Below are 25,031 nucleotides of genomic sequence, written 5' to 3'. Positions count from 1 at the left end.
CCCAGGAGGCAGATCATGACCCCGGCACGAATCGCCGGCGCTCTCTGCGTGGTGGCGGGGATCGTCCTGCTCATCCTCGGCTATCGCGCATCGACCGCACCGCTCGAGCAGGTGTCGGAAGCGGTCACTGGCCGGTTCACGGACCGCACGACCTGGCTCTTCATCCTCGGCGGGGCTGGCGTTCTGGGCGGGCTGTTCCTGGCCCTGTTCGCCCAGCGGAAATGACAGCACTGCGGCGGTGGGCGTCGCTGCATCCGAGCCCGCCGGCGCGACGACGGAAGGCATAGGTGTCAGATGATCGGCACGATCCTCATCATCATCCTCATCCTGCTCGTTCTGGGCGCCATTCCGACATGGCCCCATAGCCGCGAGTGGGGCTACCTGCCGAGCGGGGGCCTCGGCCTCGTCCTGCTAATCGTGCTCGTGCTGCTTCTGATGGGACGGATCTGAAATGGGACGGGTCTGAATAGGACGATCTGACAGGGGCGACCCTGCAGTCATCGGCGTCCGCGCAATCGCCCAAGGGTGCGCGAAACCAGGTCGGATCGGCGGCGTTACATGTCCGGCGACCGCGATCGGCTCCGTGCTCGATGGTCGCCGCTCGTCGCATCCAGGCACGCCGCGTTTGGCGGGCCAGAACCACGAAGGTGCCCGATGCTCGGAACCATCCTGCTGATCATCCTCGTCCTGCTCGTCCTCGGCGCACTGCCGACCTGGCCGCACAGCCGCGCCTGGGGCTACGGGCCGAGCGGCGGCCTCGGCCTCGTGCTGATCGTCGTGCTGGTGCTGCTCCTGATGGGGCGAATCTAGCCCTAGACCCGCTCACTGAGGCGGATCGCGACCTTGCAGCCTGCCTTGATCAGCGTCGTCAGGATGCGATAGCCCGGCGCCTTCTCGGCCTCGTGCGCGAGCCCGATGTCACGGTGCTCGATCTCCTCGGCGCGGAACTTCTCGATCGTGTCGCGCAAAGGCTTCTCGTCCTCGCCGAGGGCGGAGGCCTGCTCGGCGTAGTGCTCGTCGATCACCTCCTCGATCGCGACCGTGCAGGCCATCGCCGCGCGCGAGCCCATCAGCGCGGTGCCGGCGCCAAGCACGAAGCCGGCGACGTGCCAGAACGGCAGGAGCGCCGTCGGCCGCACCCCGCGCTCGGCAACGAGATCGGAGAAGGTGTCGAGATGCACCTGCTCCTGGTCCTTCATGTGCTGCAGGATCGGCCCCTTGTCCGTGTGGCCGAGCACGGCGATCTGGCCGGCATAGATCCGCGCCGCGCCGTACTCGCCCGCATGGTCAACGCGGATCATCCGCGCGAGAAGCTGCTTGGGCGACAGGTCGCCCGGCGCGCGGGGAACGGCGGTCTCCGCCGGGGGCTCGGCAAAAGGGGCATCGAGAGCGGTCATGCGGTTCTCCTCGAACGCCTGAGGGAGATGATCAGGAACGCGGCCACGGCAAGGGCGAACACCGCATTCCACCCTGCCATGGACAGCCCAGCGACGACGATGGCGGGCTGATCGCAGCGGACGATCGGGGCGGCCTGGAGCCGCGCCATCAGCTCCTCCACCGTCGCAGCACCGCCGGAACTGCCCGCGCCGCAGCCGGGCAGAGGACTCGGCCAGAACCCCCACTCGACGCCGGCATGGAACGCCGCGAGCGTGGCATTGCCAAGGAACAGGGCGATCACGAGCAGCGCGAGCGGCACCGCGGCGCGGGGCATGACGAGCGCGAGCACGCCGGCCGCGATCGCTGCCCAATAGGGCCAGCGTTGCCAGAGGCAGAGCTCGCACGGCGCGAGCCCGCCCCAATGCTCCGAGGCGAGCGCGACGGCAAGCGCGGCCGCGGCCGCGAGGGCACCGGCGGCGGCGATGCGCCAGGCCGCCATCTCGGCGGCGGGGCGGGCAGGAACGATCATGGGCCGGACGCTAGCACGGGCCCGCCCTTGCTGGACGCGACGTTCCGCCGCTGGCACCATCCGAGCCCACAAGAACGGGGGAGGCACCGCGACGATGCGCCGTATCCTTGGCCGCGCGAACTCGATCAATGTCATGAAGGTCGTCTGGGCCTGCGAGGAGCTCGGGCTGGACTATGCGCGGGAGGATCTCGGCGGCCCCTTCGGCGGGCTCGATACGCCCGCCTACCGCGCGATGAACCCAAACGCGCTCGTTCCCGTGCTCGTCGAGCCGGATGGCTGGACACTCTGGGAAAGCAACGCGATCCTCCGCTATCTCGGCGCTACGTATGCCAAGGGCTCGGCCCTCTGGCCGGACGATGCCCGCGCCCGCGCCCTCGCCGACCAGTGGATGGACTGGCAGCAGACCGTCGCCAACGCCTCGCTCGGCCCCGCCTTCGTGCAGATGTACCGTACCGCGCCGGAGAAGCGCGACGAAGGCGTCATCCGCAAGAGCATCGCGCGCGCGGCCGAGACCTTCCGCGTGGCGGAGGCGCATCTCGCCGAGCAGCCCTACGCTGCGGGAGATGCGTTCACGCTCGGCGACATCCCGCTCGCCTGCCATGTCTACCGCTACCTGCACATGCCGATCGAGCGGCCGGACTTTCCCGCGCTCACCGCCTATCACGAGCGCATGCTCTCGCGCCCCTCCTACGCTCGGCTTGTCGCCGTGCCGATCACCTGAGGAGGACGTGCGATGACCACGTCGCGCCACCCCGTCGTCGTCAGCCATGACGACCCAGCATCGTTCACGACAGGGCTTCGCAGCTTCTTCGCCTATCGCGACCTCGGCATTCGCCATGTCACCGGCGGCAAGGTCGGCGCGCATGTCATCCGCGCGGTGCCGGGAGAGGGCCCGAAGCCGGCCTGGCACACGCACGACCTCACCTTCCAGATGGTCTATGTGCTGAAGGGCTGGGTGCGCTTCGAGTACGAGGGGGCCGGAGAGGTCCTGCTGAAGGCGGGCTCGTCCGTCTACCAGCCACCGGGGGTACGACACCGGGAGATCGCGCACAGCGACGATCTCGAGCTTCTCGAGATCACGCTGCCGGGCGAGTTCGAAACCGCACAGGCCGAAGAGCCGGGCAAGGGAGGAAAGCCATCACGATGAGACGGAGCATTCTCGCCGCCGCGCTCGCCGTCGCCGCAGGCGGCGCGTGGGCACAGGATTCGACGACGCGCACCATCACGATGATCGTGCCCTACCCTCCCGGCGGCAACACCGACCTGATGGCCCGCGCGCTTCAGCCGGAACTCTCCGCCGCCCTGGGCCAGACCATCGTCGTGCAGAACAAGGGCGGTGCCGCCGGCACGCTTGGCACGATCGAGCTCTCGCGGTCGCGGCCCGACGGGCTGACTATCGCGATGGTGCCGAACAACCCCGTCACCGCGCAGCCGCACATCCAGCGCCTGCCCTACGCGGCGGAGGGCCTGCGTTATCTCTGCCTCGTCTACGACAACCCGCAGGTGATCGTCCTCGGCCGCGATGCGCCGTTCAAGGATTTCGCGGGCATGGTGGCGCACGCGAAATCGGGCAACGAGGCGCTGATCTACGGCACGCCCGGCCAGGGCAGCACGCAGCACCTGCTGATCGCGGGGCTGCTCGCCAAGCTCGACGTGAACGGGCTGCACGTTCCCTTCACCGGTGCGGGGCCGATGGCACAGGCGGCGCTCGGCGGGCAGATCCAGGTCTTCGTCGAGAGCGCGACCATTCCCTCCTCGACCGGGCTTCCGGTGCTCGGCGTGTTCTCGCGCGAGCGCCTGTCCGCCTTCCCCGAGGCGCCGACGCTCGCCGAGCTCGGCCATCCGATGGAGGGCGCCTCGCATGGCGGGCTGGTGGCGCCCGCCGACACCCCTGACGCATTGGCCGAGCGCATCGAGAAGGCCTGCGAGACGGCGGTGAACAGCGCGAGCTTCCGCGCCGCGGCCGAGCGCCTTGCCGCAGTGCCCCGCTTCCTGCCCGGCGCGCAGTTCCGCGAGCGCTTCCTGGCGGAGAGCGCGCAGAACAAGGAGGTCATCGCCGCGCTCGGCCTGGGCCGGTAAGCGTGGGCTGGCACGCCGCCGCAGGCTTTGTATAGTCGCGCCGACCCGACCTGACGGTCCGGGGCCCCCGTGGCGGAATGGTAGACGCGGACGACTCAAAATCGTCTGCCCTCACGGGCATGCTGGTTCGAGTCCGGCCGGGGGCACCATCGCCGCATGCACATTCCCTGGAATGAGGACACGCCATGGCCGGAACCCGTGAAGGCGCGATCGCGCGCGCGCAGGCGAGCTTCGATGCGGGGCGCTTCCTCGAGCGGCTGAGAACGCTGGTCGCTGTGCCCACGGAGAGCCATCCGCTCGGGCGCAAGGCAGAGCTCCAGCACTATGCCCGCGACGTGCTTCCCGCGCTGATCAGCTCTCTCGGCTTCACCGCGCAGCTTCTCGAGAACCCGCTTCCCGAACATGGCCCGGTGATGCTGGCGACGCGGATCGAGGATCCCGCGCTTCCGACCATCCTTCTCTACGGCCATGGCGACGTGGTGCGCGGCATGCCCGAGCACTGGCGCAAAGGGCTCGACCCCTGGACCGTCACGGTGGAGGGAGACCGCATCTACGGCCGCGGCGTCGTCGACAACAAGGGCCAGCATCTCGCAGCGATCGAGGCGCTCGAAGCCGTGCTCGCAGAGCGCGGGCGCCTCGGCTTCAACGTGAAGCTCTTCGTCGAGACGGGCGAGGAGGCAGGCTCGCCCGGCCTCGCCGAGATCCTCGCGCGCGACAGGGCGCTGTGCGCGGCGGATGTCTTCATCGCCTTCGACGGGCTCAGGCAATCGACGAAGATGCCGGAGGTGACGCTTGGTACGCGCGGCAGCGTCGCGATCGACCTCGTCGTCGATCTCCGGGAGGGCGGGTTCCACTCGGGCCACTGGGGCGGGCTGCTCGCTGATCCTGGCGTGCTGCTGTCGCACGCCATCGCCTCCATCCTCTCGCAGGAGGGGCGCATCCTCGTTCCCGGCTGGACGCCCGCGCACATCCCGCCAGCCGTGCGCGAGGCCTGCGCGGCGATCGTGACGGAGGACCTCGACGGCGCGCCGGCGGCAGACCCGGGCTGGGGCGAGCCTGGCATGAGCAGGGCGGAGCGCATCTTCATGTGGACAAGCGTGATCGTGCTCGCAGCGATCACGGGCGAGCCCGCCTCGCCGGTGAATGCTGTCGCGGGCTCGGCGCGAGCACGGCTTCAGGTGCGCCACACGGTCGACGTCGCGGCCGACGGGCTGATCCCCGCTCTGCGGAAGCATCTCAATGCCCGGGGCCTCGCGATGGTGAAAGTCGTCCCGGGCGAGGAGCGGCACAGCTACCCCGCCTCGCGCACCGACCCGGAGCACCCGTGGGTTCGACGCACCGTGCGCTCGATGGAGCGCACCACCGGGCAGCGCGCCAACATCGTACCGAATATCGGCGCCTCAGGCCCGTCCGAACTGTTCAAGCAGGCGCTCGGCACCCCGGTGATGTGGATCCCGCTCTCCTATGGCGGGTGCAGCCAGCACGGGCCGAACGAGCATGGGCTCGGCTCGCTGTTCCGCGAGGGGCTCGGGCTGGCCGCGGGGATGTGGTGGGATTTCGGCGAGGAGCGCCTGTCGGGAGGCGCCTGTCGGGAGGCGCCTGACCGCTCAGACCATCCCGGCAAGCGCGACGAGGCCGACCGCGCAGGTAGCAGCACCGGCGAGCCGCGGCGCGAGCGCATCCGCCCGCCAGTGCGCCTTGCGCGCCACGAGCGCGGCGCCGACGGCGATCGCGGCCTGGACGAGCGCAAGCCCGACCAGATAGGCGCCGATGGCGCTCGCCTCCGCGCCGACCACCGCCTCGCCATAGGCGTGGCCGTGAAATGCTCCGGCAGCGACGAACGCCACACCCCACGCGGCCACCGGCAGCAGGCGGCGGCCGAACGCGAGCATGCCGCCGAGGCCGAGCACGCTGAGCGCGATGGCGAGCTCGACGAGCGGCAGGTCGAACCCGGCCACATGGAGAAGCACACCGCCGAACGAGCCGGCGACGAAAAGCGCAGGCAGCCAGAGCGGCAATCCGAACACCGCGGCCGCGAGCCCGGCGGCCACCACGAAGGCAAGATGATCGATGCCGATCACCGGATGGCCGAGCCCGGAGAGAAATCCCTCGCCGAATGTCGAGGGCATCGCGCCGCCCATCGGGTGATGCGCGAGCGCCGGCCCGGCGGCCAGAAGCGTCGCTGCGAAAGCACTCCACCTTGCCCGAAGCCGCATGCCGCCTGCACTCCTGCTCTTGCGCCGGCAACCTGCCCGCCCGGCGTTCCAGGCCCGATCATCGCGGCAATCGCGGCCGCGGCATAGGGGCTCAGGCGAGGAGGGCGTCGGCGCGACGGAAACAGCCAGCGAGGATGTCTCGGTCGATCGGCGCGCGCAGGTGGCGGATATGCGGCGCGGCAAGCGTGGGCGTGATGATGGCGTCGAGATCCGACTCGGAGGGCTCGGCCAGGCCGAGTGAGGCGAGCGTCACCGGAAGCCCAAGGCCGGATGCGAAGCGCGCAAGCTCCGCGCACTCGACCTCTGCCCTGCCCTCATGCACGAGCTGGACGATCGTTCCGTAGGCGACCATCTCGCCATGCATCGCGCCGGCAGTGGCGGCATGGGCGGTGAAGCCGCGTGTGAGAGCATGCGCGAGGCTCAAGCCGCCTGCCTCGAAGCCGAGGCCGGAGAGCAGCACGGCAGCCTCGACGACGTTCTCGAGCGCAACATTGGGCTGCCCCGTTCCTGCGGCCTCCATCGCTGCTGCCGCATCGCGCCGCAGAGTCGCGAGGCAGGCATCGGCGAGCGCGAGCGCGGCGATGGGGGGCGAGCCGCCGAAGAAGTTCATGCCGCCCGCATCGGCGCAGGCATGCGCCTCGAACGCCTTGCTCATCGCATCGCCGATGCCGGCGGCGAGAAGCCGCTTCGGCGCCGCGGCGATGATCGCGGTATCGACCAGGACGAGATCGGGGTTTGCGGGAAGCCTGCGCAGCTCGGCAATGCGATGGGCCTCGTCGTAGACGACGATCACCCGGCTCGTCGGCGCATCGTTCGAGGCGGCCGTCGGCATGATGGCGATGGGCAGGCCGAGGGCGAGCGAAACACCCTTTGCGGTATCGATCGCCTTGCCGCCGCCGATGCCGACGATGACGCCCGGCTTCGCCTTGGCTGCTTCAGCCGCGAGCCGCTCGATCTCCGCAGCCGTGATCTCGCCCGAGAAGCGCGCGAGCGTCGCGCCCGGCAGGGCGGCGGCGACGCGGTTTCCCATCCGTTCGAGCACAACGGGATCGACCACCGCGAAGGGCCGTTCGCCGATCGCGGCCAGCGCCTCCGCCGCACGGTCGAGCAGGCCGGGCCCCTGGAGATAGAGGCGCGGCGAACCGAAGGCGCGCATCGTCATCATGTCACCCCTTCATCGCCCCTGCGCTGAGCCCCTGGATGAAGTAGCGCGAGAGGAACATGAACATCAGGAAGAGCGGCGCCGCGATCAGGCTCGCACCGGCCATGATCTCGCCCCAGCGCATGTCGAAGGCGCCGATCATCGAGGCGATGCCGACGGGGAGCGTCTTCTGCGTGTCCGACGAGATCATCACCAGCGCATAGGCATAGTCGGTCCACGACAGCAGGAAGGCGAACACGGCGACGGTGACGATGCCCGGAAGCGAGAGCGGAAGCACGACGCGGAGGAAGCTGCCCAAGCGCGTGCAGCCATCGACCATCGCGGCCTCCTCGAGCTCGAACGGCATCGCCTTGAAGAACCCCCAGAGCAGCCACACGCCCAGCGGGAGCGTCAGCGTGCAGTGCGCGATGACAAGAGCAATCAGGCTGTCGGCGATGCCGAGCGTGACGAAGATGCCATAGAGCGGGATGGCCAGAAGCATCGGCGGGAACATGTAGGCGTAGAGCATCGTGCCGATGATCAGCGTCTTGCCCGGAACCCGGAAGCGCGTGACCGCGTAGGCGATCATCACCGACAGGACGATGGTGATGGCGACGACCGACGAGGCGACGATGAGCGAGTTGCGGAACTGCACCGGATAGTCGGTCACCTGCAGGAGCGTCTCGTAGCTCTCGAGCGAGAACGGACCGGGGATCATGCTCGGCCGGGTGAACAGGGCGTTCGGCGCCCGGAACGAGGAGACCACCATCCAGTAGATCGGAAAGAGCGACCAGGCGGCGATGACAAGGGCCGCGAACCCGATGCCGGCGCGGCCGAGCAGCCGTGTCGAGCGCACCCCGCTCATCGCTTCTCCTCCAGGGGGAAGAGGCGGAAGTAGAGCATCACGAGTGCAGTCAGGATCAGGAAGGAAAGCGTCGCCACGGCAGCGCCGCCACCGACGTCGAACTGGCTGAAGGCGCGCTTGTAGGCGAGGATCGGCAGGTGCTCCGTCGCCCCGAGCGGCCCGCCCTTGGTCAGCAGCCAGATGATGTCAAACTTGTTGAACATCCAGATGGCGCGCAGCAGCACGACGACGGTCAGCACGGGGCGGAGCTGCGGCAGCGTGATGTGCCAGAACCGTGCGAACGCGCCGGCACCATCCACGCGCGCGGCCTCGTAGAGCGAAAGCGGGATGCCCTGCAGCCCCGCGAGGACGCAGATCGTCACGAACGGCGTCCAAAGCCAGACGGAGGCAAGCACCACGGAGGCCATCGCCGTGTCGGGCCGCTCGAACCAGGGGATCGGCCCGAGGCCGAGCTCGGCGAGGAGCACGGTGACGATGCCGAAGGAACCATCGGTCATCCATTGGAAGGTGAGCGCGACGACAACGGTGGGCAGGAGATAGGGAAGCACGGCGAGGCCGCGCACCAGGCGCTGCCCGGGGAAGGCCTCGTTCAGCACCATCGCGAAGCCGAGGCCGAGCAGAACCTGCAGGACGATCGAGAGCCCGGAATAGATCAGCCCATTGCCGGCCGCGCGCCAGAACGCCTCCTCGCCAAGGACGCGTGCGTAGTTGGCGAGCCCGACGAAGCGCGGCGTCGAGATGAAGCTGTCAGCCTGCTGCAGCGACAGGACGATCGCGTGGCCGACGGGTACGAGGACGAACGCCACCGTCACGGCAAGGCCTGCCGCGAGGAAGGCCCAGATCACCCAGTCGTTGCGCGAGCGCATGTTGCCCCGGTCGCCTCGGGGGCGGGATCGCTCCCGCCCCCTTCCCGCGTCAGGTCGCGATGGCGCGGCGCATCGACTGCACCGCCTGCTCGACGCAGGCATCGGACGGCATGTTCCGAAGCACCTTGTTCTGGATCATCTCCGGAACCGACCAGGCCTCGAAGATCTTCGCGGGCCTGAGGTCGGGCGCCGGGCCATCGGTGTCGATCGAGCGGATGATGATGTTCGGATCCTCGAGGAAGCCCTGCATCACCTTCACCGCCTCGGCGTGCTTCTCGATGAGCGGGTGCGCACGCCAACGCGCGTCGTCGTACACGTCGAGCCGCGGCGGCTGCATGTGCAGCGGCGCGGAGTGCAGGAAGTTGATGTAGTGCGCATCGGAGAACCACTCGAGGAAGCGCACCGCCTCCTCCGCCATCGGTGTCTTGCCGACGACCCAGCCGTCATAGCCGTGATTCACCGCCGCGCGCGCGCCCGACGAGTCGGGATAGGGCATCATGCCGTACTTGTCGGCGAGCTGCGGAGCGCGCTGCTCCAGGAACTCGATCATCCGCCCGGCATAGGGCGCGTGCACGGCCTGCTCGGCGGCGAACTGCGCGAGGATATTGCCGAACGTCACCTGGGTCAGGCCTGGCGGCATCGTCTTGTAGAGCTCGCCGAAGAAGTCGAGCCAGGCGGCCGTCTTGCGGCGCATCTCGGGGGTGTCGAACACGAGGGTCCAGTTGTCGTCGAACAGCTTCACGTCCTCGGCCCACAGATGGCCGATGCTCATCCAGTTCGTCGCGTCGTTCGAGCCGATGGGCGTGGTGTAGCCGAAGCGGCGCGTCGCCCCCTCGGTCATCGTCTTGCGGCTGTTCTCGAGAAGCTGCGCCCACGTCTTCGGCGGCTCGAGCTTCAGCTGGTCGTAGATGTCCTTGCGGTAGAACAGCCAGCAGAGATTGTAGTCGTACATGTACCAGTACTGCTGCCCGTTGATCGGGAACAGGATGCGCTTGCCCCACTGGTGCTTGTTGACGAGCTCGGTGATCGGCGTGAGCTGCCCCTCGTTCGCGAGGGTCAGCACATGTGCGACGAAGATGAGCGTGCCGATGTCGTAGGGCCGGCCGCCGCGTATGGCCGAGACCATGCGCGTATACGCATCGCCGGGCGGGACGGTGTCGATCACCACCTTCACGCGGCGCTCGCGCTCGTACTGCGCGGCGGCCACGCGCAGCGCGCGCACGCTGTCGATGCCCGGCTCGGCGTTGAGGAAGCGAAGCTCGCGCACCTGCGCGTGCACCGCGGGCATCGGCAGCCCGGCATAGGCGGCGGCAGCCGTGCCGCCGGCGATGAGCGTGCGCCGGCCGACGCCCGGCCGTCGTGTTCCCTGTGTCATGCTCGCGTCTCCTCCGTTTCGTGTCATGGGACGGCAAGGCTCGCGCCCGTCTCGCCGTCGAAGAAGTGCAGGCGTCCCGGCATGGGCGCCAGCGCGATGGAATGTCCAACTGCAAGCGCGTCGTCGCGCGGCAGCAATGCCTTCAGCCCAATGCCGGCGGCATCGAGGCCGATCAGTGTCCTGTCGCCGAGCCGCTCGACCATGGCGATGTCGCCGCTGATGCGCGGCCCCGCGGCGTCGGCGATCGCAAGATGCTCGGGCCGGATGCCCAGGGTGATGCGGCTGCCCGGCCCGGGCAGGCGGAAGCCGCTCGCCGGCACAGGCAGCACCGCACCGCCGATGCGCACCACTGGCCCCGGCGCGATCTCGGTCTCGATCAGGTTCATCTCGGGCGAGCCGATGAAAGCAGCGACGAAGCGGTTCGCCGGCCGGTCATAGAGTGCGAGGGGCGGTCCGACCTGCTGGATGCGTCCGTCGCGCATCGCGCACACCCGGTCGCCCAGCGTCATCGCCTCCACCTGGTCATGCGTGACATACACCATGGAGGTGCCGACCTCGCGGTGAAGCTTGGCGATCTCCTCGCGCGTCTGCACGCGCATCCGCGCGTCAAGGTTCGACAGAGGCTCATCGAGAAGGAACGCCTCCGGCTCGCGCACGAGCGCGCGGCCGAGCGCGACGCGCTGCATCTGGCCGCCGGAGAGCTGCCGCGGCTTGCGCGCGAGCAGGCCCTCGATGCCGAGCATCGCCGCGGCACGGCGCACGCGCCGCTCCACCTCCGCCTTGTCGAACTTCCGCATGCGCAGGCCGAAGGCGAGGTTCTCGTACACCGATTTGTGGGGATAGAGCGCGTAGTTCTGGAACACCATCGCGACATTCCGGTCACGCGGTTCCAGTTTCGTCACGTCGCGCGCGCCGATGCGAATGCTTCCCTCGCTGCTCTCCTCGAGGCCGGCAATCATGCGCAGCGTCGTCGACTTGCCGCACCCAGATGGGCCGACGAGCACCATGAACTCGCCGTCGGCGATGTCGAGCGAGACGGCATCGACCACCGTGAGGTTGCCGAACCGCTTGCTGACCCGCTCGAGGGTGATCGAGGCCATGGTCAGCGCGCCGCCTCGACGAGCGCGTGGTTGATGGGCGCGAGCGCCGCCTGGGCCTGGCGGTAGAGCCTGAACCCCTTGTCGTAGGCTGCCACGGCCTCGGCGTCGGGCTGCTGCCGGGCGACGATCCGCACCGCCTGCTTCGCCGCCGTAACCGGATCGGGCCACACGCCGATGCCGACGCCGGCGAGGAGGGCCGCGCCGAAGCTTGCATCCGCCGTCGCGGGCAGTTCGATCGTGGCGTCGAGCACATCGGCGACGATCTGCCGCCAGGTTGCGCTTCGCGCGCCGCCGCCTGTGATCCGCGCTGTGGTGAAGTTCAAGCCCCTGCCCCGCAGAACCTCAGTGCAGTCGCGCAGTGAATAGGCGATGCCTTCGTAGAGCGCGCGCACGATCTCGCCGCGGCCATGGGCGAAGGACAGGCCGACGAAATCGGCCCTCAGCTTCGGGTCCCAGTAGGGCGAGCGTTCGCCGTTGAGGTAGGGGTGGAAGAGCAGGCCCTTGCTGCCGCGCGGCGCCTCGGTCGCGAGCGCATCGAGCGCGGCGAAGCTCTCGCCAGGGAACAGCGTGTCGCGCAGCCAGCGATGCGCCGAGGCGCAGGAATTCGTGGCCGTGATCACGTACCAGTGGTCGGGCACCACGTGGTAGTAGTTGATCAGTTCGCGGTCGACGCGCGGCTCGCGCGAAAGGACGCTCACCGTCGCCGCGGTGGCGAGCTTCACGCAGCCGAGACCCGTCTCGACCATTCCCGCGCCGAAGGTCTCGATCGCGGTATCGGAAGTGCCGCAGATCACCGGCGTTCCGGCGACGAGGCCCGTCACCTTCGCCGCAGCTTCCGTCACCGCGCCTGCGCGCGCCGTCGGCTCGACGATCGGTGGAAGCGTGCTCATGTCCCAGCCGATCAGGCCGCACAGCTCGGGGGACCATGTCTTGGTCGCGGCATCGACCATCAGCGCGCCGAGCGCATCGATCGTGTCGGTCTCGAACCCCCCGGTCAGCCGTGTGCGGAGCCAGTCCTTCGCGAGGTACATGCGCCTCACGCGTGCGAAGGCCTCCGGCTCCCGGCGGCGGAGCCAGAGCATCTGCGGCAGCGTCCAGGTCGGGTTGGCACGGTTGGCGCCGTGCTCGAGGATGCGCGCATCATGGCCGGCGCGAAGCTCGGCCGTCTCGACCGCACTCCTCTGGTCGTTCCAGAGGATGGCCGGGCGGATCACGCGGCCATCCGCGTCCTCGAGAACCTGGGTATGCGCGCCTGCGGAGAACGAGATCGCGAGGATCGCCCCGGCCTGCTCGCCCGATGCCGCGATCGCGCGCGGCACCGCATCGGTGAGCGCCGCCCACCAGCCTGCAGGGTCCTGCTCGCTCCAGCCAGGATGGGGCGAGAGCGTCGTCACCGCGGCGGAGGCTTCTCCGGCGACGGTGCCGTCGGTGCGGATGAGCGTCGCCTTCAGCGACCCTGCGCCGAGGTCGATGCCGAGGAGAAGCTCAGCCGGCATGGTCTGCTCCCGCCACGGCGGCAACGGCGGCGGGGATGTCGTAGCCATAGGGGCAGGCGGGCCGGCAGGCCTCGGCCATCGCCGTGTCGCCGAGCGCCGCGGAGACGGACGCGTCGGGCCTGACGCGCTTCTCGGCAAGCATCAGCGCGAGCGCAGAGAGCGCCGACGGCGTCGCGGCCTCGCGCTGCGCGCCGCTCTCGGGCCATGCGCTACGGCAGAGATTGGGGCACCATGCGCAGAAGCGAAGCGCGGCGATCGGTTCGGCCATCGCTCAGCCCTCCCCCATCACCCGCGCCGCACTGGCACGCGGGCGAAGCCCAAGCTTGCCCGGATTGAGGATGTTGCCAGGGTCGAGCGCGTCCTTAATCCGCTGCAGCATAGCAGCCCCGCCGGCGCCGAGCTCGGCCGCCATCCATGGCCCGCGCAGGAGCCCGGCCCCATGATGATGCGCGATCGAGCCACCCATCACGACCGTCAGCGTCTGCAGCAGGTCCCAGGCGCGGGCATGCAGGGCGAGGCCTTCCGCACGCGGCATCGGCGGCAGGCGTACGGTCATGTACTGGCAGGCCCCTTCCGGATAGGCGTGCGACCAGTGCGCGCCGAAATGCGCTGCCGGGCAGAGGTCGAGGATCGCCTCGCGCATCCTCGAATACATCTCGACCAGCGCGCTCCACGCGCCGGTCACTTCGCACGTGTCCATGAAGTGGCCGGAGGCCTGCCAGGGCGGCGAGTAGCTTTCGAAGCGATGCGCGAGCCAATGCCGGTACGGCGCATCGCCCTCCGCGCGCGCGCCCAGCGCCGCGGCGATCTCGCCCGCGAGGTCGCGCTCCAGCGCGGCAAGCCGCTCGATGCCGCTGAACACAAGGATGGCGAGCACGCGGCCCTTGCCGAAATCGGCAAGCTCCTTCACGCGCGGTACCGTTTCGGTCTCGTCATAGAGGCGGAACACCGAGGGGCGAAGCTCGGCTTGCAGGATGCGGCGCCCCGCCTCGAGCCCGGCGGCGATGTCGGGGAAGGACAGAACGAGCGGCAGCTCGGCCTCAGGGCGCTTCCAGATCCGGAGAGTCGCCTCGGTGATCACGCCGAGCGTGCCCTCGCAGCCAACGAACACGTCGCGCAACGAAGGCCCGGTCGAACGCCGCGCGGCGGGGCGGACCTCGACCTCCGTGCCATCGGCGAGGACCGCGCAGAGGCCCACCACCATGTCCTCGATCTTGCCGTAGCGCGTGCTGTTCTGCCCGGCGCCGCGGCAGGCGAGCCAGCCGCCGACGGTGGACATGTGCAGGCTCTGCGGCAGGTGGCCGCAGGTGAAGCCCTCGGCCTCGACCGCCGCCTCGAACCGCCCGCCATTCATGCCGGCCTCGACGGTGGCGAGCCCGTCCGTTGCGTTGATCGCGACGAGGCGGTTGAGACGCTTGAGATCGAGCGCGATCTCGCCGCCGAGCGGGATGGCCCCGCCGAGAACGCCCGACCCCGCGCCATAGGGGATGACGGGAACGTCGTTCGCGTTGGCCCAGGCCAGCACGCGCGCCACCTCCTCGCGCGAGCCGGGCCGCACGACGGCGCGCGGCAGGACACCCGGAACCAGGCCGTCGCGGAAGGCGAAGGTGGCGATCGGCGCACGGTCGCGCGACGCGGCGAGGCGGTCGGGGAAATCGGCGAGCACGTTCCCGGCGCCGACCATGCCGGCGAGCGCCGAGACGAGGGCCTGATCAGCGCCGGGCGCGGCCTGAGCCGCCAACATCGGCAACATCGCTTCCTCCAGGCGCTGTTTGCGCAATCGTTTGTTCTGTCGGGATGCTGGCGTGCCGGCCCGCGCTTGTCAACGCCCGCGTGCCGCACCGGTCGAGGCGCGGCGGACGAGGCCGCCCGGCGGCAGGAGCGTGGTCGCGTCGCTCACCTGCCCGCCCTCGATCATCGCGATCAGCGCCTCTGCCCCTGCCGCGCCCATCGCCTCGGCAGGCAGCGCGACGGTGGTGAGTTGCGGTTCGACGAGTTCCGCGACAGGTCCGTCATGCAGCGCCGCAACGGATACGTCGCCCGGCACCGCGAGCCCCGCCTGGCGAAGCGTGCGCAGCGCGCCCGCGGCAGAGACGAGGGTGGCCGCGAGCACTGCCGTCGGCGGAGTACGGACCCGCGCCAGCAACGCAGCCATTGCCGCCGCGCCGCCGGACGCTGTGTAGCCCGCATGCTCGACCAGCTCGGGATCGGGGCGAATGCCTTGCGCGCGCAGCGCGGCGCGCCAGCCCGCCAGACGAAGCCTGCCATTCCAGCCGCTCGCCCGCCCGGCAAGGTGCGCGATCCGCCTGTGCCCGAGGGAAACGAGATGGTCCACCGCCACGCGCATCGCGGCGATGTTGTCGAGTGCGACCGAGCATGCACCGGGCAGGACGCGGTTGAGCGCAACGAAGGGAACGCCCGCCCGCGCCAGCGCCTCGGCGAGCGGCGCATCCTCCTCGAGCGTTGCGGCAAGCAGCCCATCGACACGGTTGAGCTGTGCGAGGCGCGCATAGGCGTCCTTCGCGGGAAGGGCATCCTCGAGATGCGAGATCAGAAGCGCATAGCCGCGTGCAGCGGCCACCCGCTCGGCACCGGCGATCGCCGCGGCAAACACGGGGTTGTCGAGCTGCGGCACTGCCATGCCGAGCGTGTGCGTCCGCGCAGTGCGCAGCGCCCGCGCGACAGGGTTGGCGCGATAGCCGAGCGCATCGGCCGCGGCGAGGATGCGCGCCCGCGTCTCCTCCCGTACGCGCTGCCCTTCCTCGCCCCGCAGGACGCGGCTTGCGGTCGACACATCCACTGCCGCCCTTGCCGCGACGTCGGACAGCGTCGCGACAGCCACGCGCTGCGCGCGCCTCGTGGCGCGGCTCGGGGAGTGTGCGGTGGTCCTGCTCATCGTTTCGCGCCGGACGATGCCGTGTCTCCCCCCCGCCCGGCAAGCGGAGGGCGCGACGGGGCGGGATTGAGCATCGCGGCGGTTCGACGCAGGATGGCGCCGGCCGCGCCGAGCGCGGCCCAGGAAAAGGGGTGGGGAGAGACGACATGACTGATGGTATCCGGCAACGCTGGTCACCCAGCCGGCGTGCGGTTCTCGGCGCCGGCCTCGCACTCGGCACCGCCGGGCTTGCGATGCCCGCGATCGCGCAGGGCGCGCCCAAGGTGCGCGTCGGCGTTCCCACGCGCGCCTACTGGCCGACCATCATCACGCTGGCCACGATCCGCCAGAAGCTCTTCGAGAAGGAGGGCGCGAGCGCGGAGATGACGATCTACCGCAGCGGCGCGGAATGCTTCGAGGCGCTCGCTGCCGGCGCCGCAGACATCATCCTCGACCCGCCCGCCCTCGTCGCCGCAGGGCTCCGGCGCGGCGTCGCCTCCAAGATGGTGGCCGGCGCGCAGGATGCCTACTACGGCTGGCACCTGATGGTGCGGCAGGATTCGCCGATCAAGGAGGTGGCCGAGCTTGCCGGCAAGAAGGTCGGCATCACTGCTGCAGGCTCCGGCTCCGACCTGCTCGCACGCTGGACGGCGCAGGACCGGAAGATCGAGTTCACCCGTACCCCCGTCGGCGGCGGCGGCCTCGTGCCGAACCTGCGCTCGCGCAACCTCGACGCCGCTGTGATCTACTCGCCGCTGAGCTTCCAGCAGATGCGCGCGAACCAGGCGCGAAGCCTGATCGATTATGGGACCGCCATGCCGCGCCACTGCGTCGCGGGCTGGATCGTTCCCGACAAGATGATCGAGGAGCGGCCGCAGCTCGTGCAGGCGTCGGTGAACGCGCTCTACGGCGGTCTCGCCTGGCTTCGTGCCAACCGCGACGCGGCGATCGCGTTGATCGCGGAGAACAACGAGATCCCGAGCGAGATCGCGGCGATCGAGTACGACGAGACGATCCTGAAGCTGCAGACCGATGGCAGCCTCAGCCTCGAGGAGATCCGCATCGCGCTGCAGCTTTCCGAGCTCGGCGGGATGACCGATCTCGCCCCGGCCGAAGAGACCTTCGTCACCCGCTTCAAGCCGGTGCCGACCTCCGCCTGATGAACCACGCCGCCGTCCTCGCCGGACGGGCGGTGCTCGCGGCAGCGCTTCTCGGCATCTGGGAAGCGCTGCCGCGCCTGGGCATCGCCGACCCCGAACTGCTGCCGCCCTTCACGGTCGCCGCCGCGACCGCGCTGGAGATGTTCGCCCGCCCGAGCCTTCGGGCCGATCTCTGGGTGACGACGCTCGAGCTTCTCGCAGCCGTCGCGATCGCTCTACCTGCCGGAACGCTTCTCGGCCTGTTGCTGGCCGAGAGCGAGCGGCTCGCGCGCATCTTCGACCCGCTGATCTTCTTCCTCTTCTCCATTCCGAAATCGATCTTCCTGCCGATGTTCATCCTGACGATGGGCATCGGCTTCTGGCAGAAGGTCGCGTTCGGGGTGTTCTCGACGGTGTTCATCGTGCTGATGAGCGCGGCCGCCGCGGTGCGCTCCGTGCGGCCCGACCATGTGTTCGTCGCCCGCGCCTTCGGGGCGAGCCCGGTGCAGATCGCCTGGCGGGTGTACCTGCCGAGCATGCTGCCCATCCTGCTGGAAGGCCTGCGGCTCGCGGTCATCTTCGGCTTCACCGCCGTGCTGCTCGCCGAGATGTACGCCTCGCGCACGGGCATGGGCCATCAGATCGCGAGCTGGGGAGAGAACTTCATGATGGACCGGCTGTTCGCCGGCGTGCTCCTGCTCAGCGTGATCGCGATCGTGGTGAACGAGACGATCCGCGCCGTCGAGGCACGCTGCGGGCACTGGCGTCAATGAGCCAGACGCTTGCCCCCGATGCCGCCGCCGCCGCGGCCGATGCCGCGCCCATCGTGTCCGTCACCGGGCTCGGGCACGTCTACCCCTCGCGCGAGGGGCCGGTGCATGCGCTCGCCGACATCTCGCTCGAGGTCGGGCAGGGAAAGTTCGTCGTCATCGTCGGCCCGTCCGGCTGCGGCAAGTCGTCTCTCCTGATGATGCTCGCGGGGCTTCGCCACCAGAGCGAGGGCGCGATCCTCTGCGACGGCCGGCCGATGTCCGACCCCGACCCCGATCGCGTCGGCGTCGTGTTCCAGGAGGCGAACCTCTTCCCCTGGCTCACCGCGATCGAGAACGTCGCCTTCCCGCTCGCGCTCAGGAAGGTTCCGCGCGCCGAACGGCAGGCGCGCGCGGCGGCGATGCTCGAGCTCGTCGGGCTTGCCGATGCGCGCGGCCGCTATCCGCATGAGCTTTCGGGGGGAATGAAGCAGCGCGTCTCGATCGCCCGCGGCCTCGTGCAGAACCCCAAAGTGCTGCTGATGGACGAGCCCTTCGCGGCGCTCGACGAGCAGACGCGCATGGCGATGGGCGAGGAGCTCCTGCGCATCTGGTCGGAGACGGGCAAGACCGTGGTGTTCGTCACGCACAGCCTGACCGAGGCCGTCTATCTCGCGGACGAGGTTCTCGTGATGTCTGCACGGCCCGGCCGGATCATCGACCGGGTGGCCGTGCCGCTGCCGCGCCCGCGCACCTACGCGATGATGGCGAGCCCCGTGTTCGGCGCGCTGCGCGAGCGCATCTGGCAGCAGATCAGGGCCTCGGCGCGATGAGCCCACGCGCGATCCGTTGGACGATCATCGCCGGCGTGCTCGTTCTGTGGGAGGTGCTGCCGCGCGCCGGTCTCGTGCCGGTGCTGTTCCTGCCGCCGCTGACGACGACGCTCTCGGTCGCGGTGACGGAATGGCGGAGCTACGGCGCGGCGCTCGCGGTCACGCTATCGCAGGTGATGGTCGCGCTCCTCTTCGCCGTGGGCGGCGGCATCCTCGTCGGCGCCATCGTCGGCGGCGTCGCGCGGATGCGGCAGGTTCTGCTGCCCGTCTTCTCGAGCCTCTATGCCGTGCCGCTCGTCGTCCTCTACCCGGTGTTCACGGCCTGGTTCGGCATCGGGTCGGAGGCGAAGATCGCCTTCGCCTCCGTCTACGGCTTCTTCCCGACGATGCTGTCGACCGCCGCGGGCATCCAGACGATCGACCCCAACCTGATGCTGACCGCGCGCAGCATGGGGGCGACGCCGGTGCAGCGGCTGTTCCGGGTGATCCTTCCCGCAGCCATCCCCACCGTGCTCGCGGGCCTCCGCCTCGGCGGCGCGCTCGTGATCATCGGCGTCGTCGTCGCGGAGATGCTGATCTCGTCGGCCGGCATAGGCTACCTGATCACCTCCTCGCGCACGGTGCTGAACAGCCCCCATGTCTTCGCCGGCGTTCTCCTCGTGCTGCTCATCGCCATCGGCTTCGATCTGGCGATGCGCCTGCTCGAGAAGCGATGCGCGGCATGGAGCGGCGCCGGCCGTGCCCGCCCCGGCGCGTCGGATGTCCGCCCTGCTGAAGCCTGAGTGACCAGACAAGGACCGTACGATCCCATGACACGACCGCTTCCGATCCTGCCGACGACCGTCGTCGGCTCCTATCCGCAGCCGGCCTGGCTCGTCGACCAGGAGAAGCTCCGCGCCCGTGGCGTTCCGCGCATCCGCGCCCCCGAGATCTGGCGCGTCGCCGAGCCCTACCTCGCCGAGGCGCAGGACGACGCGACGCTGATCGCGATCCGCGACATGGAGCGCGCGGGCATCGACATCGTCACCGATGGCGAGATCCGGCGCGAAAGCTACTCGAACTACTTCGCTCTCTCGCTCGAGGGGGTCGACCGTGACACGCCAGGCGAGGTTATCGGCCGCACGGGGCTGCCGACGCCTGTGCCGCGCGTGACGGGACGGATCCGCCGCACGCGCGCCGTCGAGGTGCGCGACGTGGCCTTCGCCCGGGCGAACACCGACAGGCAGGTGAAGATCACCCTCCCCGGCCCCTTCACCATGACGCGCCAGGCCAAGAACGAGTTCTACGGCGACGATGCCGAGCTTGCGATGGACTTCGCCGCTGCGCTGAACGCGGAGATCCGCGAGCTCAAGGCAGCGGGGGCAGACGTCATCCAGCTCGACGAGCCGTGGATGCAGGCCTTCCCCGACGAGGCGCGCCGCCTGGCCATTCCCGCCATCAACCGCGCGCTCGAGGGCATCGAGGGCACGACGGTGGTGCATCTCTGCTTCGGCTACGCAGCGACGGTGAGCGACAAGCCGACGGGCTACTCGTTCCTGCCCGAGCTCTCCGCGGCCGCGGCGAAGCAGATCTCCATCGAGGCGGCGCAGCCGAAGCTCGACCTCGCCATCCTCCGCGAGCTCGAGGGCAAGACGGTGATGCTCGGCGTGCTCGACCTCGGCTCGGAGGAGGTCGAGACGGCAGAGACCGTGGCCGCGCGCATCCGCAAGGGGCTCGAGGTGCTGCCAGCGGAGCGGATCGTTCCGGCGCCGGATTGCGGCATGAAGTACCTGCCGCGCCAGCGTGCCTTCGGCAAGCTGCGCGCGCTCGCCGAAGGGGCCGCGATCGTCAGAAAGGAGCTCGGCGCCTAGGGCAGCGGCCGAGCTGCTCGATCCATTTCCGCTTTCGGAGCACGGCCTTCGGATCGCTTGATACCAATCGGTCGGATGGCCCGGGGGGCAGTCTCGCCACGGCTCCCCAGAAGGGATGCGACACGGGCGTGAGGTCGTCACACGGGCGCCCCGGTCACGCCTCCGCCTCGGCCAGCATGGCTGCGGTGGCCAGCCGGTTCCGCCCTCTCGCCTTCGCGGCATAGAGAGCGGCATCGGCGGCGGCGACCAGCGCGCGGCTCTCCATTCCCGGAACCGGGGTGCACGAGGCGACGCCGATGCTCGCCGTCACGATCCCTGGCAGATTGTCCTCGTGCAGGATGCGCCGCGCCTGCAACGCCTCGAGCACGCGCTCGGCCACCGCGGCGGCACCATCGGTCTCGGTGCCAGGCAGAAGCAGGGCGAACTCCTCGCCGCCGATGCGCGCAGCGAGGTCGCTGTCGCGGATGCCGATCGACGCCAGGACCTCCGCGACCTTGCACAGGCACTCGTCGCCGGCGGGGTGGCCGTAGCGGTCGTTGAACTTCTTGAAGTGGTCGATGTCGAGCAGGGCAAGGGCAACGCTCGTGCCGCGGCGCTGGGCGATCTCCCACCGGTCCTTCATTTCGGCGTCGAAGGCGCGGCGATTGGCGATCCCTGTCAATGCATCGCACGCGGCGAGGCGCGAGAGGTCACGGTTGGCGTGCTGCAGCGCCCTCTCGCGACTGTCGACCGCATCGAGCATGCCGGCCATTGCCTCCCTGAGGAGAGCGAACTCGGGCGGCAGCCGTTCGGTCGGCAGGCAGGCCGCGTCGCCTTTCTGTACGCGCCGCGCCGTCTCGGTCAGCAGCCGCATCGGGCGGAGGATACGATGGCGCGCGATCAGAAGCGCGAGGCCTAGCCCGGCGAACGAAGCCACCGCCGCCGAGGCGATCACCGCGTAGAAGCGGCCATCGGCGCGGCTTGTGACGGCATCGGAGCGCACTGTCACCGCATAGATCGTCTCTGCCTCGCCGGCGTGGGCGAAGCCGAAGATCCGCCTGAGCCCGTCATGCCCGACCATCTCGGCCGTGCCTTCCTGCGCCGCCACGACAGCCTGGTTCAGCGGATGCTCGAGGCCGTGCAGGCGGAGGCCATCCTCGGGAAAGTTGACGAGCGAATCGCCCGACGCGCTGAACACCTTCACGCGCAGCGCGTCCTGGACATCGCCGATCTTCTGGCTGCCCGAGAGCATCCGGGCGATGTAGGCAAGGTCGAGCGTCGCGCCGAGAACGGCGGGCGGGTTGTCGTCGATCGCGGCGGGTGGCGCGGGAAGGCGAAGCGCCATCGGAACCACGACCTGGCCGGATGCGCGGGAGGTGACGGGAGCGCCGACATGCAGCCTGGTGCCGCGCATCGCCCTGCGCACATAGTCGCGATCGCCCAGGTTGAGGCCGCGCCCCGGCCCCGCCTGGGTGCAGATGGCGTCGCCGTTCTGCCGAATCACGGCGAGGCCGGCCATGAAGGGGTGGGAATCGGCGATCTCGCGTACGCGCTCTGCGCAGCGCTGCTCGTCTATGGCCCAGTCGAGCGGCGAGGAGGCAAGCAGCGACAGCGTCTGGCCGATCGTCGCGATCGCCTCGCTCTGCACGGCGGTCGCGAACCGGGCAGCCTGGAGCAGCCTCGCTGCCGCCTCGTCCTTCTGCCCGCTGCGCCCGGTCTCGGCCACCTGCCACAGCAGGAGCGCAAGCGGAACGATGCCGATGAGCAGGACGAGCCCGAACACGAGGCCGAGGCGATCGAACGCACGGAAGGCGGCTCGTCCAAGCTTCTGAGGCGCGGTCATCTCTGCATGCCGATGCTGAAACCGGTGCACTCTGCATGCAATGGGATGAAGGGTCCGTTACCGGCCCCGATCGGGGCAGGGTCTACTCCATGTACCAGCCATGGCTGACGACGATCGACTGTCCCGTCAGCGCATGCGAGCCGAAGCCCGCGAAGAACAGCGCGCACTCGGCAACGTCGGTCACGGTCGTGAACTCGCCGGTCACCGTGTTCTTCAGCATCACCTTCTTCACGACATCCTCCTCCGAGAGGCCAAGCTCCTTCGCCTGTTCGGGGATCTGCTTCTCGACGAGGGGGGTGCGGACGAAGCCGGGACAGATGACGTTGCAGCGCACGCCGTGCGCCGCACCTTCCTTGGCCACGACGCGGGCGAGGCCGAGGAGCCCGTGCTTGGCCGTGACGTAGGGCGCCTTGAGGACGGAGGCCTCCTTCGAGTGCACCGAGCCCATGTAGATCACGCTGCCGCTCTTCTGCCGGTACATCTGCCGCAGCGCTGCGCGCGTCGTCAGGAACGCGCCGTCGAGATGGATCGCGAGCAGGCGCTTCCAGTCCGCGTAGGAGAACTCGACGATCGGGTTGACGATCTGGACGCCCGCGTTGCTGACGAGGATGTCGAGCCTGCCGAAGCGGGCGACCACCGCAGCGGTTCCGGCATCGACGGCCGCCTCGTCGGTCACGTCCATCGGGAGCGGCATGGTACGGCTGCCCGAGGGGTCGAGTGCGGCCGCCGTCGCCGTCGCCGCATCGGCGTTGATGTCCGCGATCGCCACCGAGGCGCCCTCGCGCAGGAACACGCGGGCGATCTCCCGGCCGATGCCGCTCGCGGCACCCGTGACGATCGCCACCTTTCCGTCCAGACGCATGCCTCTCTCCCTCCTCTGCCGCAGGCGTCATATCATCGGCCCGGGCGGCGCGTCGCGCATGGCTGCCCGCACGGGGCTGGACAGCAAGGCCACCCGACTACATTCTAACTCTCGAAGGTAAGCGCCGCGGCATTCGTGGTGCGTCAGGCAGAAACGGAAGGAGAACGCGCCATGAAGGCCGAGATCCGCGCCTTCTTCGATGAGGCGACCAACACCGTCTCCTACCTCGTGTGGGACCCGGCGACGATGCAGGGCGCGGTGATCGACCCCGTGCTCGACTGGGACAACCGCACCGGCGAGGCCGACACCCGCTCGGCCGACGCGCTACTCGACGCCGCGAGAAAGGAGGGGGTGACGATCACCTTCGTGCTCGAGACGCACGCCCATGCCGACCATCTCACCGCCGCGCCCTACATCAAGGCGCGCACCGGCGCGCCGATCGGCATCGGCGAGCACATCAAGGACGTGCAGAAGATCTTCCGCCCGGTATTCGACGCAGACGACGTCAAGCCCGATGGCGGGGATTTCGACAGGCTCTTCCGCGACGGCGAGCGGTTCCGCATCGGCTCGCTCGAGGTCGAGATCATGCACGTGCCCGGCCATACGCCGGCCGACATCGCCTACCGCGTCGGCGACGACGTGTTCGTCAGCGACACGCTGTTCATGCACGACTACGGCACCGCGCGGGCGGACTTCCCGGGCGGCGACGCGCGTGCCCTCTACCGCTCGATCCACCGCCTTCTGTCGCTGCCGCCCGAAACCCGGCTCTGGATGTGTCACGACTACAAGGCCCCGGGGCGCGACACCTATGCCTGGCAGAGCACGGTGGCCGAGCAGCGCGCGCACAACCCGCATGTGAAGGACGGCATCACGGAGGACCAGTTCGTCGCCGCCCGCGAGGCGCGCGATGCCAAGCTCGCCGCGCCGCTGCTGCTGCTGCCGTCGATCCAGGTCAACATCCGGGCGGGGCGGTTTCCTGAAGCCGAGAGCAACGGCGTGCGCTACCTCCGCATCCCCGTGAAGGCCCGCAACAGGTCATTGATGGCCGGAAGCCCGTGACGGCTTGAGCTTGATCATTGCCTGGGCGACGCCGTTCGGTTGTACACTTCCGCTCCACATCCGGAAGGGAGCTGCCCACGATGCGTTCCGCCCTCGTCGCGCTGGCTGCGGCCGCCTTGCTCGCAGCACCTGCCGCCGCGCAGCAGACGCGGCTCAGCGCCGACAACTTCGATGTCCGCACCACCGGCGATCTCGTCCGGCTCTGCGGCGTCCAGCCCTCCGAACCCGAGTATGCCGAGGCGATCGGCTGGTGCCACGGCTACGGACGCGGCGCGATCGACTACCACCGCGCCGCCACGCCCGCCGCAGCGCCGCCGCTGTTCTGCGCGCCGAACCCCGCACCGGCCTGGCCGGACGTGCTGCGCGCCTTCCTGACCTGGGGCAACGCCAACCCACAGCGCGCCGCGACACCGGCCGTCGAGGGCGTGTTCCGCTTCCTGATCGACACCTATCCCTGCCCGCGGCGCTGAGCGCGCGGACGCAACGGAGGACAGAATGACCAACGTCAGACGTCTCGGCCTCGCGGGGTTGCTTCTTGCCCTCGCCCTTCCGCTCGGCGCCTGCCAGGACACCGACCCGACGCTCCGCCGCACAGGCATCGGCGCCGCGGGCGGTGCCGCGGCAGGCGGGCTGATCGGTTCGCTTTCGGGCAATTTCGGCTGGGGCGCGCTGATCGGCGCCGGCGTCGGCGCCGCAGGCGGACTGCTCGTCGACTATCACGACCGGTCGAACCAGGCCGCGTACCAGCGCGGCGTGCAGTCGGGCCAGCAGCAGCAACAGCAGCCGCGCTAGCGACCC

At 69.7% G+C, this 25,031-nt stretch carries 28 protein-coding genes, 1 tRNA gene and 1 pseudogene; 16 read left to right on the top strand and 14 right to left on the bottom strand.

Translation table 11 applies throughout. The features are described from left to right. Window positions 1-15 precede the first annotated feature (15 nt). The 3 genes from FIF60_RS04225 to FIF60_RS04215 all read left to right on the top strand — a co-directional run bounded on the left by FIF60_RS04225 (window position 16) and on the right by FIF60_RS04215 (window position 810). Window positions 16-225 carry a DUF3185 family protein gene (locus FIF60_RS04225; protein WP_144184145.1) on the top strand — a complete coding sequence of 70 codons (210 nt, stop codon included), beginning with the start codon at window positions 16-18 and terminating at the stop codon, window positions 223-225. Between the two features lie 69 nt (window positions 226-294). Further along, complete coding sequence (locus tag FIF60_RS04220; RefSeq protein ID WP_144184143.1) at window positions 295-450, top strand: DUF3309 family protein; 156 nt, start codon at window positions 295-297, stop codon at window positions 448-450. Window positions 451-654: 204 nt separating this feature from the next. Next, entirely contained in the window at window positions 655-810 is a 156-nt protein-coding gene (locus FIF60_RS04215) for a DUF3309 family protein (RefSeq protein WP_144184141.1), read from the top strand. A gap of 2 nt (window positions 811-812) precedes the next feature. Here the strand turns inward: FIF60_RS04215 and FIF60_RS04210 are convergent, their stop codons facing one another. Then, window positions 813-1,397 (bottom strand): demethoxyubiquinone hydroxylase family protein, encoded by a 585-nt coding sequence (locus tag FIF60_RS04210; RefSeq protein WP_144184139.1) that lies wholly within the window; start codon window positions 1,395-1,397, stop codon window positions 813-815. Then, window positions 1,394-1,906 (bottom strand): disulfide bond formation protein B, encoded by a 513-nt coding sequence (locus FIF60_RS04205; RefSeq protein WP_239451480.1) that lies wholly within the window; start codon window positions 1,904-1,906, stop codon window positions 1,394-1,396. The genes FIF60_RS04210 and FIF60_RS04205 overlap by 4 nt, the downstream gene beginning before the upstream one ends. A gap of 94 nt (window positions 1,907-2,000) precedes the next feature. Between FIF60_RS04205 and FIF60_RS04200 the strand changes: the two genes are divergently transcribed. From FIF60_RS04200 to FIF60_RS22365, 5 genes and pseudogenes are all read left to right on the top strand, one after another. Continuing rightward, on the top strand, window positions 2,001-2,627 hold the full coding sequence (locus tag FIF60_RS04200; RefSeq protein WP_144184137.1) for a glutathione S-transferase family protein: 627 nt from the start codon (window positions 2,001-2,003) through the stop codon (window positions 2,625-2,627). A gap of 12 nt (window positions 2,628-2,639) precedes the next feature. Then, the gene (locus FIF60_RS04195; protein WP_144184135.1) at window positions 2,640-3,053 is read left to right on the top strand and encodes a cupin domain-containing protein; all 414 of its coding nucleotides are present in this window, start codon (window positions 2,640-2,642) and stop codon (window positions 3,051-3,053) included. Continuing rightward, window positions 3,050-3,985: a tripartite tricarboxylate transporter substrate binding protein gene (locus FIF60_RS04190; protein ID WP_144184133.1), complete on the top strand. Its 936-nt coding sequence runs from the start codon at window positions 3,050-3,052 to the stop codon at window positions 3,983-3,985. Before FIF60_RS04195 ends, FIF60_RS04190 begins: the two co-directional genes overlap by 4 nt. 63 nt (window positions 3,986-4,048) lie before the next feature. Beyond that, a tRNA-Leu gene (locus tag FIF60_RS04185) sits at window positions 4,049-4,134 on the top strand. Window positions 4,135-4,170: 36 nt separating this feature from the next. Continuing rightward, a pseudogene (locus FIF60_RS22365) lies at window positions 4,171-5,544 on the top strand (M20/M25/M40 family metallo-hydrolase); the annotation flags it as partial. Between the two features lie 48 nt (window positions 5,545-5,592). Here the strand turns inward: FIF60_RS22365 and FIF60_RS22360 are convergent. From FIF60_RS22360 to FIF60_RS04130, 10 genes are all read right to left on the bottom strand, one after another. Continuing rightward, the gene (locus FIF60_RS22360; protein WP_408869787.1) at window positions 5,593-6,114 is read right to left on the bottom strand and encodes a HupE/UreJ family protein; all 522 of its coding nucleotides are present in this window, start codon (window positions 6,112-6,114) and stop codon (window positions 5,593-5,595) included. A 178-nt stretch (window positions 6,115-6,292) separates the two neighbouring features. Continuing rightward, complete coding sequence (locus tag FIF60_RS04170; RefSeq protein WP_144184131.1) at window positions 6,293-7,366, bottom strand: glycerol dehydrogenase; 1,074 nt, start codon at window positions 7,364-7,366, stop codon at window positions 6,293-6,295. 1 nt (window position 7,367) lies between these two features. Beyond that, on the bottom strand, window positions 7,368-8,207 hold the full coding sequence (locus FIF60_RS04165; protein ID WP_144184129.1) for a carbohydrate ABC transporter permease: 840 nt from the start codon (window positions 8,205-8,207) through the stop codon (window positions 7,368-7,370). Then, the gene (locus FIF60_RS04160; RefSeq protein ID WP_144184127.1) at window positions 8,204-9,073 is read right to left on the bottom strand and encodes a carbohydrate ABC transporter permease; all 870 of its coding nucleotides are present in this window, start codon (window positions 9,071-9,073) and stop codon (window positions 8,204-8,206) included. The genes FIF60_RS04165 and FIF60_RS04160 overlap by 4 nt, the downstream gene beginning before the upstream one ends. Window positions 9,074-9,122: 49 nt before the next feature. Then, entirely contained in the window at window positions 9,123-10,448 is a 1,326-nt protein-coding gene (locus tag FIF60_RS04155) for an ABC transporter substrate-binding protein (RefSeq protein WP_144184125.1), read from the bottom strand. A gap of 23 nt (window positions 10,449-10,471) precedes the next feature. Continuing rightward, window positions 10,472-11,548 carry an ABC transporter ATP-binding protein gene (locus FIF60_RS04150; protein ID WP_144184123.1) on the bottom strand — a complete coding sequence of 359 codons (1,077 nt, stop codon included), beginning with the start codon at window positions 11,546-11,548 and terminating at the stop codon, window positions 10,472-10,474. A gap of 2 nt (window positions 11,549-11,550) precedes the next feature. Next, the gene (gene xylB / locus FIF60_RS04145) at window positions 11,551-13,044 is read right to left on the bottom strand and encodes a xylulokinase (protein ID WP_144184121.1); all 1,494 of its coding nucleotides are present in this window, start codon (window positions 13,042-13,044) and stop codon (window positions 11,551-11,553) included. Beyond that, complete coding sequence (locus FIF60_RS04140) at window positions 13,034-13,312, bottom strand: hypothetical protein (RefSeq protein ID WP_144184119.1); 279 nt, start codon at window positions 13,310-13,312, stop codon at window positions 13,034-13,036. Before FIF60_RS04140 ends, xylB begins: the two co-directional genes overlap by 11 nt. 3 nt (window positions 13,313-13,315) lie before the next feature. Continuing rightward, window positions 13,316-14,797 carry an FAD-binding oxidoreductase gene (locus tag FIF60_RS04135; RefSeq protein WP_144184117.1) on the bottom strand — a complete coding sequence of 494 codons (1,482 nt, stop codon included), beginning with the start codon at window positions 14,795-14,797 and terminating at the stop codon, window positions 13,316-13,318. 69 nt (window positions 14,798-14,866) lie between these two features. After that, a complete protein-coding gene (locus FIF60_RS04130) occupies window positions 14,867-15,886 on the bottom strand; it encodes a LacI family DNA-binding transcriptional regulator (protein WP_204251101.1) in 1,020 nt (339 codons plus the stop codon). Between the two features lie 200 nt (window positions 15,887-16,086). Between FIF60_RS04130 and FIF60_RS04125 the strand changes: the two genes are divergently transcribed. From FIF60_RS04125 to FIF60_RS04105, 5 genes are read left to right on the top strand one after another with little or no spacing between them, the layout of a single operon-like run. Continuing rightward, window positions 16,087-17,079, top strand: a complete 993-nt coding sequence (locus FIF60_RS04125; RefSeq protein WP_144184113.1) for an ABC transporter substrate-binding protein — start codon at window positions 16,087-16,089, stop codon at window positions 17,077-17,079. Then, window positions 17,079-17,831, top strand: coding sequence for an ABC transporter permease (locus FIF60_RS04120; protein ID WP_144184111.1), 753 nt, complete (start codon window positions 17,079-17,081; stop codon window positions 17,829-17,831). Before FIF60_RS04125 ends, FIF60_RS04120 begins: the two co-directional genes overlap by 1 nt. Continuing rightward, window positions 17,828-18,640: an ABC transporter ATP-binding protein gene (locus FIF60_RS04115; RefSeq protein ID WP_144184109.1), complete on the top strand. Its 813-nt coding sequence runs from the start codon at window positions 17,828-17,830 to the stop codon at window positions 18,638-18,640. The genes FIF60_RS04120 and FIF60_RS04115 overlap by 4 nt, the downstream gene beginning before the upstream one ends. Continuing rightward, a complete protein-coding gene (locus tag FIF60_RS04110; protein ID WP_144184108.1) occupies window positions 18,637-19,422 on the top strand; it encodes an ABC transporter permease in 786 nt (261 codons plus the stop codon). The genes FIF60_RS04115 and FIF60_RS04110 overlap by 4 nt, the downstream gene beginning before the upstream one ends. A 27-nt stretch (window positions 19,423-19,449) precedes the next feature. Beyond that, window positions 19,450-20,490 (top strand): 5-methyltetrahydropteroyltriglutamate--homocysteine methyltransferase, encoded by a 1,041-nt coding sequence (locus FIF60_RS04105; protein WP_144184106.1) that lies wholly within the window; start codon window positions 19,450-19,452, stop codon window positions 20,488-20,490. A 154-nt stretch (window positions 20,491-20,644) separates the two neighbouring features. On the opposite strand, the gene FIF60_RS04100 is transcribed toward FIF60_RS04105, so the two are convergent. Continuing rightward, window positions 20,645-22,312 carry a sensor domain-containing diguanylate cyclase gene (locus FIF60_RS04100; protein WP_144184104.1) on the bottom strand — a complete coding sequence of 556 codons (1,668 nt, stop codon included), beginning with the start codon at window positions 22,310-22,312 and terminating at the stop codon, window positions 20,645-20,647. Window positions 22,313-22,394: 82 nt separating this feature from the next. Continuing rightward, window positions 22,395-23,174 carry a 3-hydroxybutyrate dehydrogenase gene (locus FIF60_RS04095; RefSeq protein WP_144184102.1) on the bottom strand — a complete coding sequence of 260 codons (780 nt, stop codon included), beginning with the start codon at window positions 23,172-23,174 and terminating at the stop codon, window positions 22,395-22,397. Window positions 23,175-23,345: 171 nt separating this feature from the next. On the opposite strand from FIF60_RS04095, the gene FIF60_RS04090 reads away from it, so the two are divergent. From FIF60_RS04090 to FIF60_RS04080, 3 genes are all read left to right on the top strand, one after another. Further along, complete coding sequence (locus tag FIF60_RS04090; RefSeq protein ID WP_144184100.1) at window positions 23,346-24,233, top strand: MBL fold metallo-hydrolase; 888 nt, start codon at window positions 23,346-23,348, stop codon at window positions 24,231-24,233. A gap of 80 nt (window positions 24,234-24,313) precedes the next feature. Continuing rightward, window positions 24,314-24,703 (top strand): Rap1a/Tai family immunity protein, encoded by a 390-nt coding sequence (locus FIF60_RS04085; protein WP_144184098.1) that lies wholly within the window; start codon window positions 24,314-24,316, stop codon window positions 24,701-24,703. Window positions 24,704-24,728: 25 nt separating this feature from the next. Then, window positions 24,729-25,025 (top strand): YMGG-like glycine zipper-containing protein, encoded by a 297-nt coding sequence (locus FIF60_RS04080; RefSeq protein ID WP_144184096.1) that lies wholly within the window; start codon window positions 24,729-24,731, stop codon window positions 25,023-25,025. Window positions 25,026-25,031 lie beyond the last annotated feature (6 nt).

Origin of the sequence: Elioraea rosea, assembly GCF_007644105.1 — a bacterium.
GTDB lineage: Bacteria > Pseudomonadota > Alphaproteobacteria > Acetobacterales > Acetobacteraceae > Elioraea_A > Elioraea_A rosea.
The sequence above is the reverse complement of the archived record's forward strand: the minus strand, read 5'-3'. Positions and strand labels throughout refer to the sequence as shown.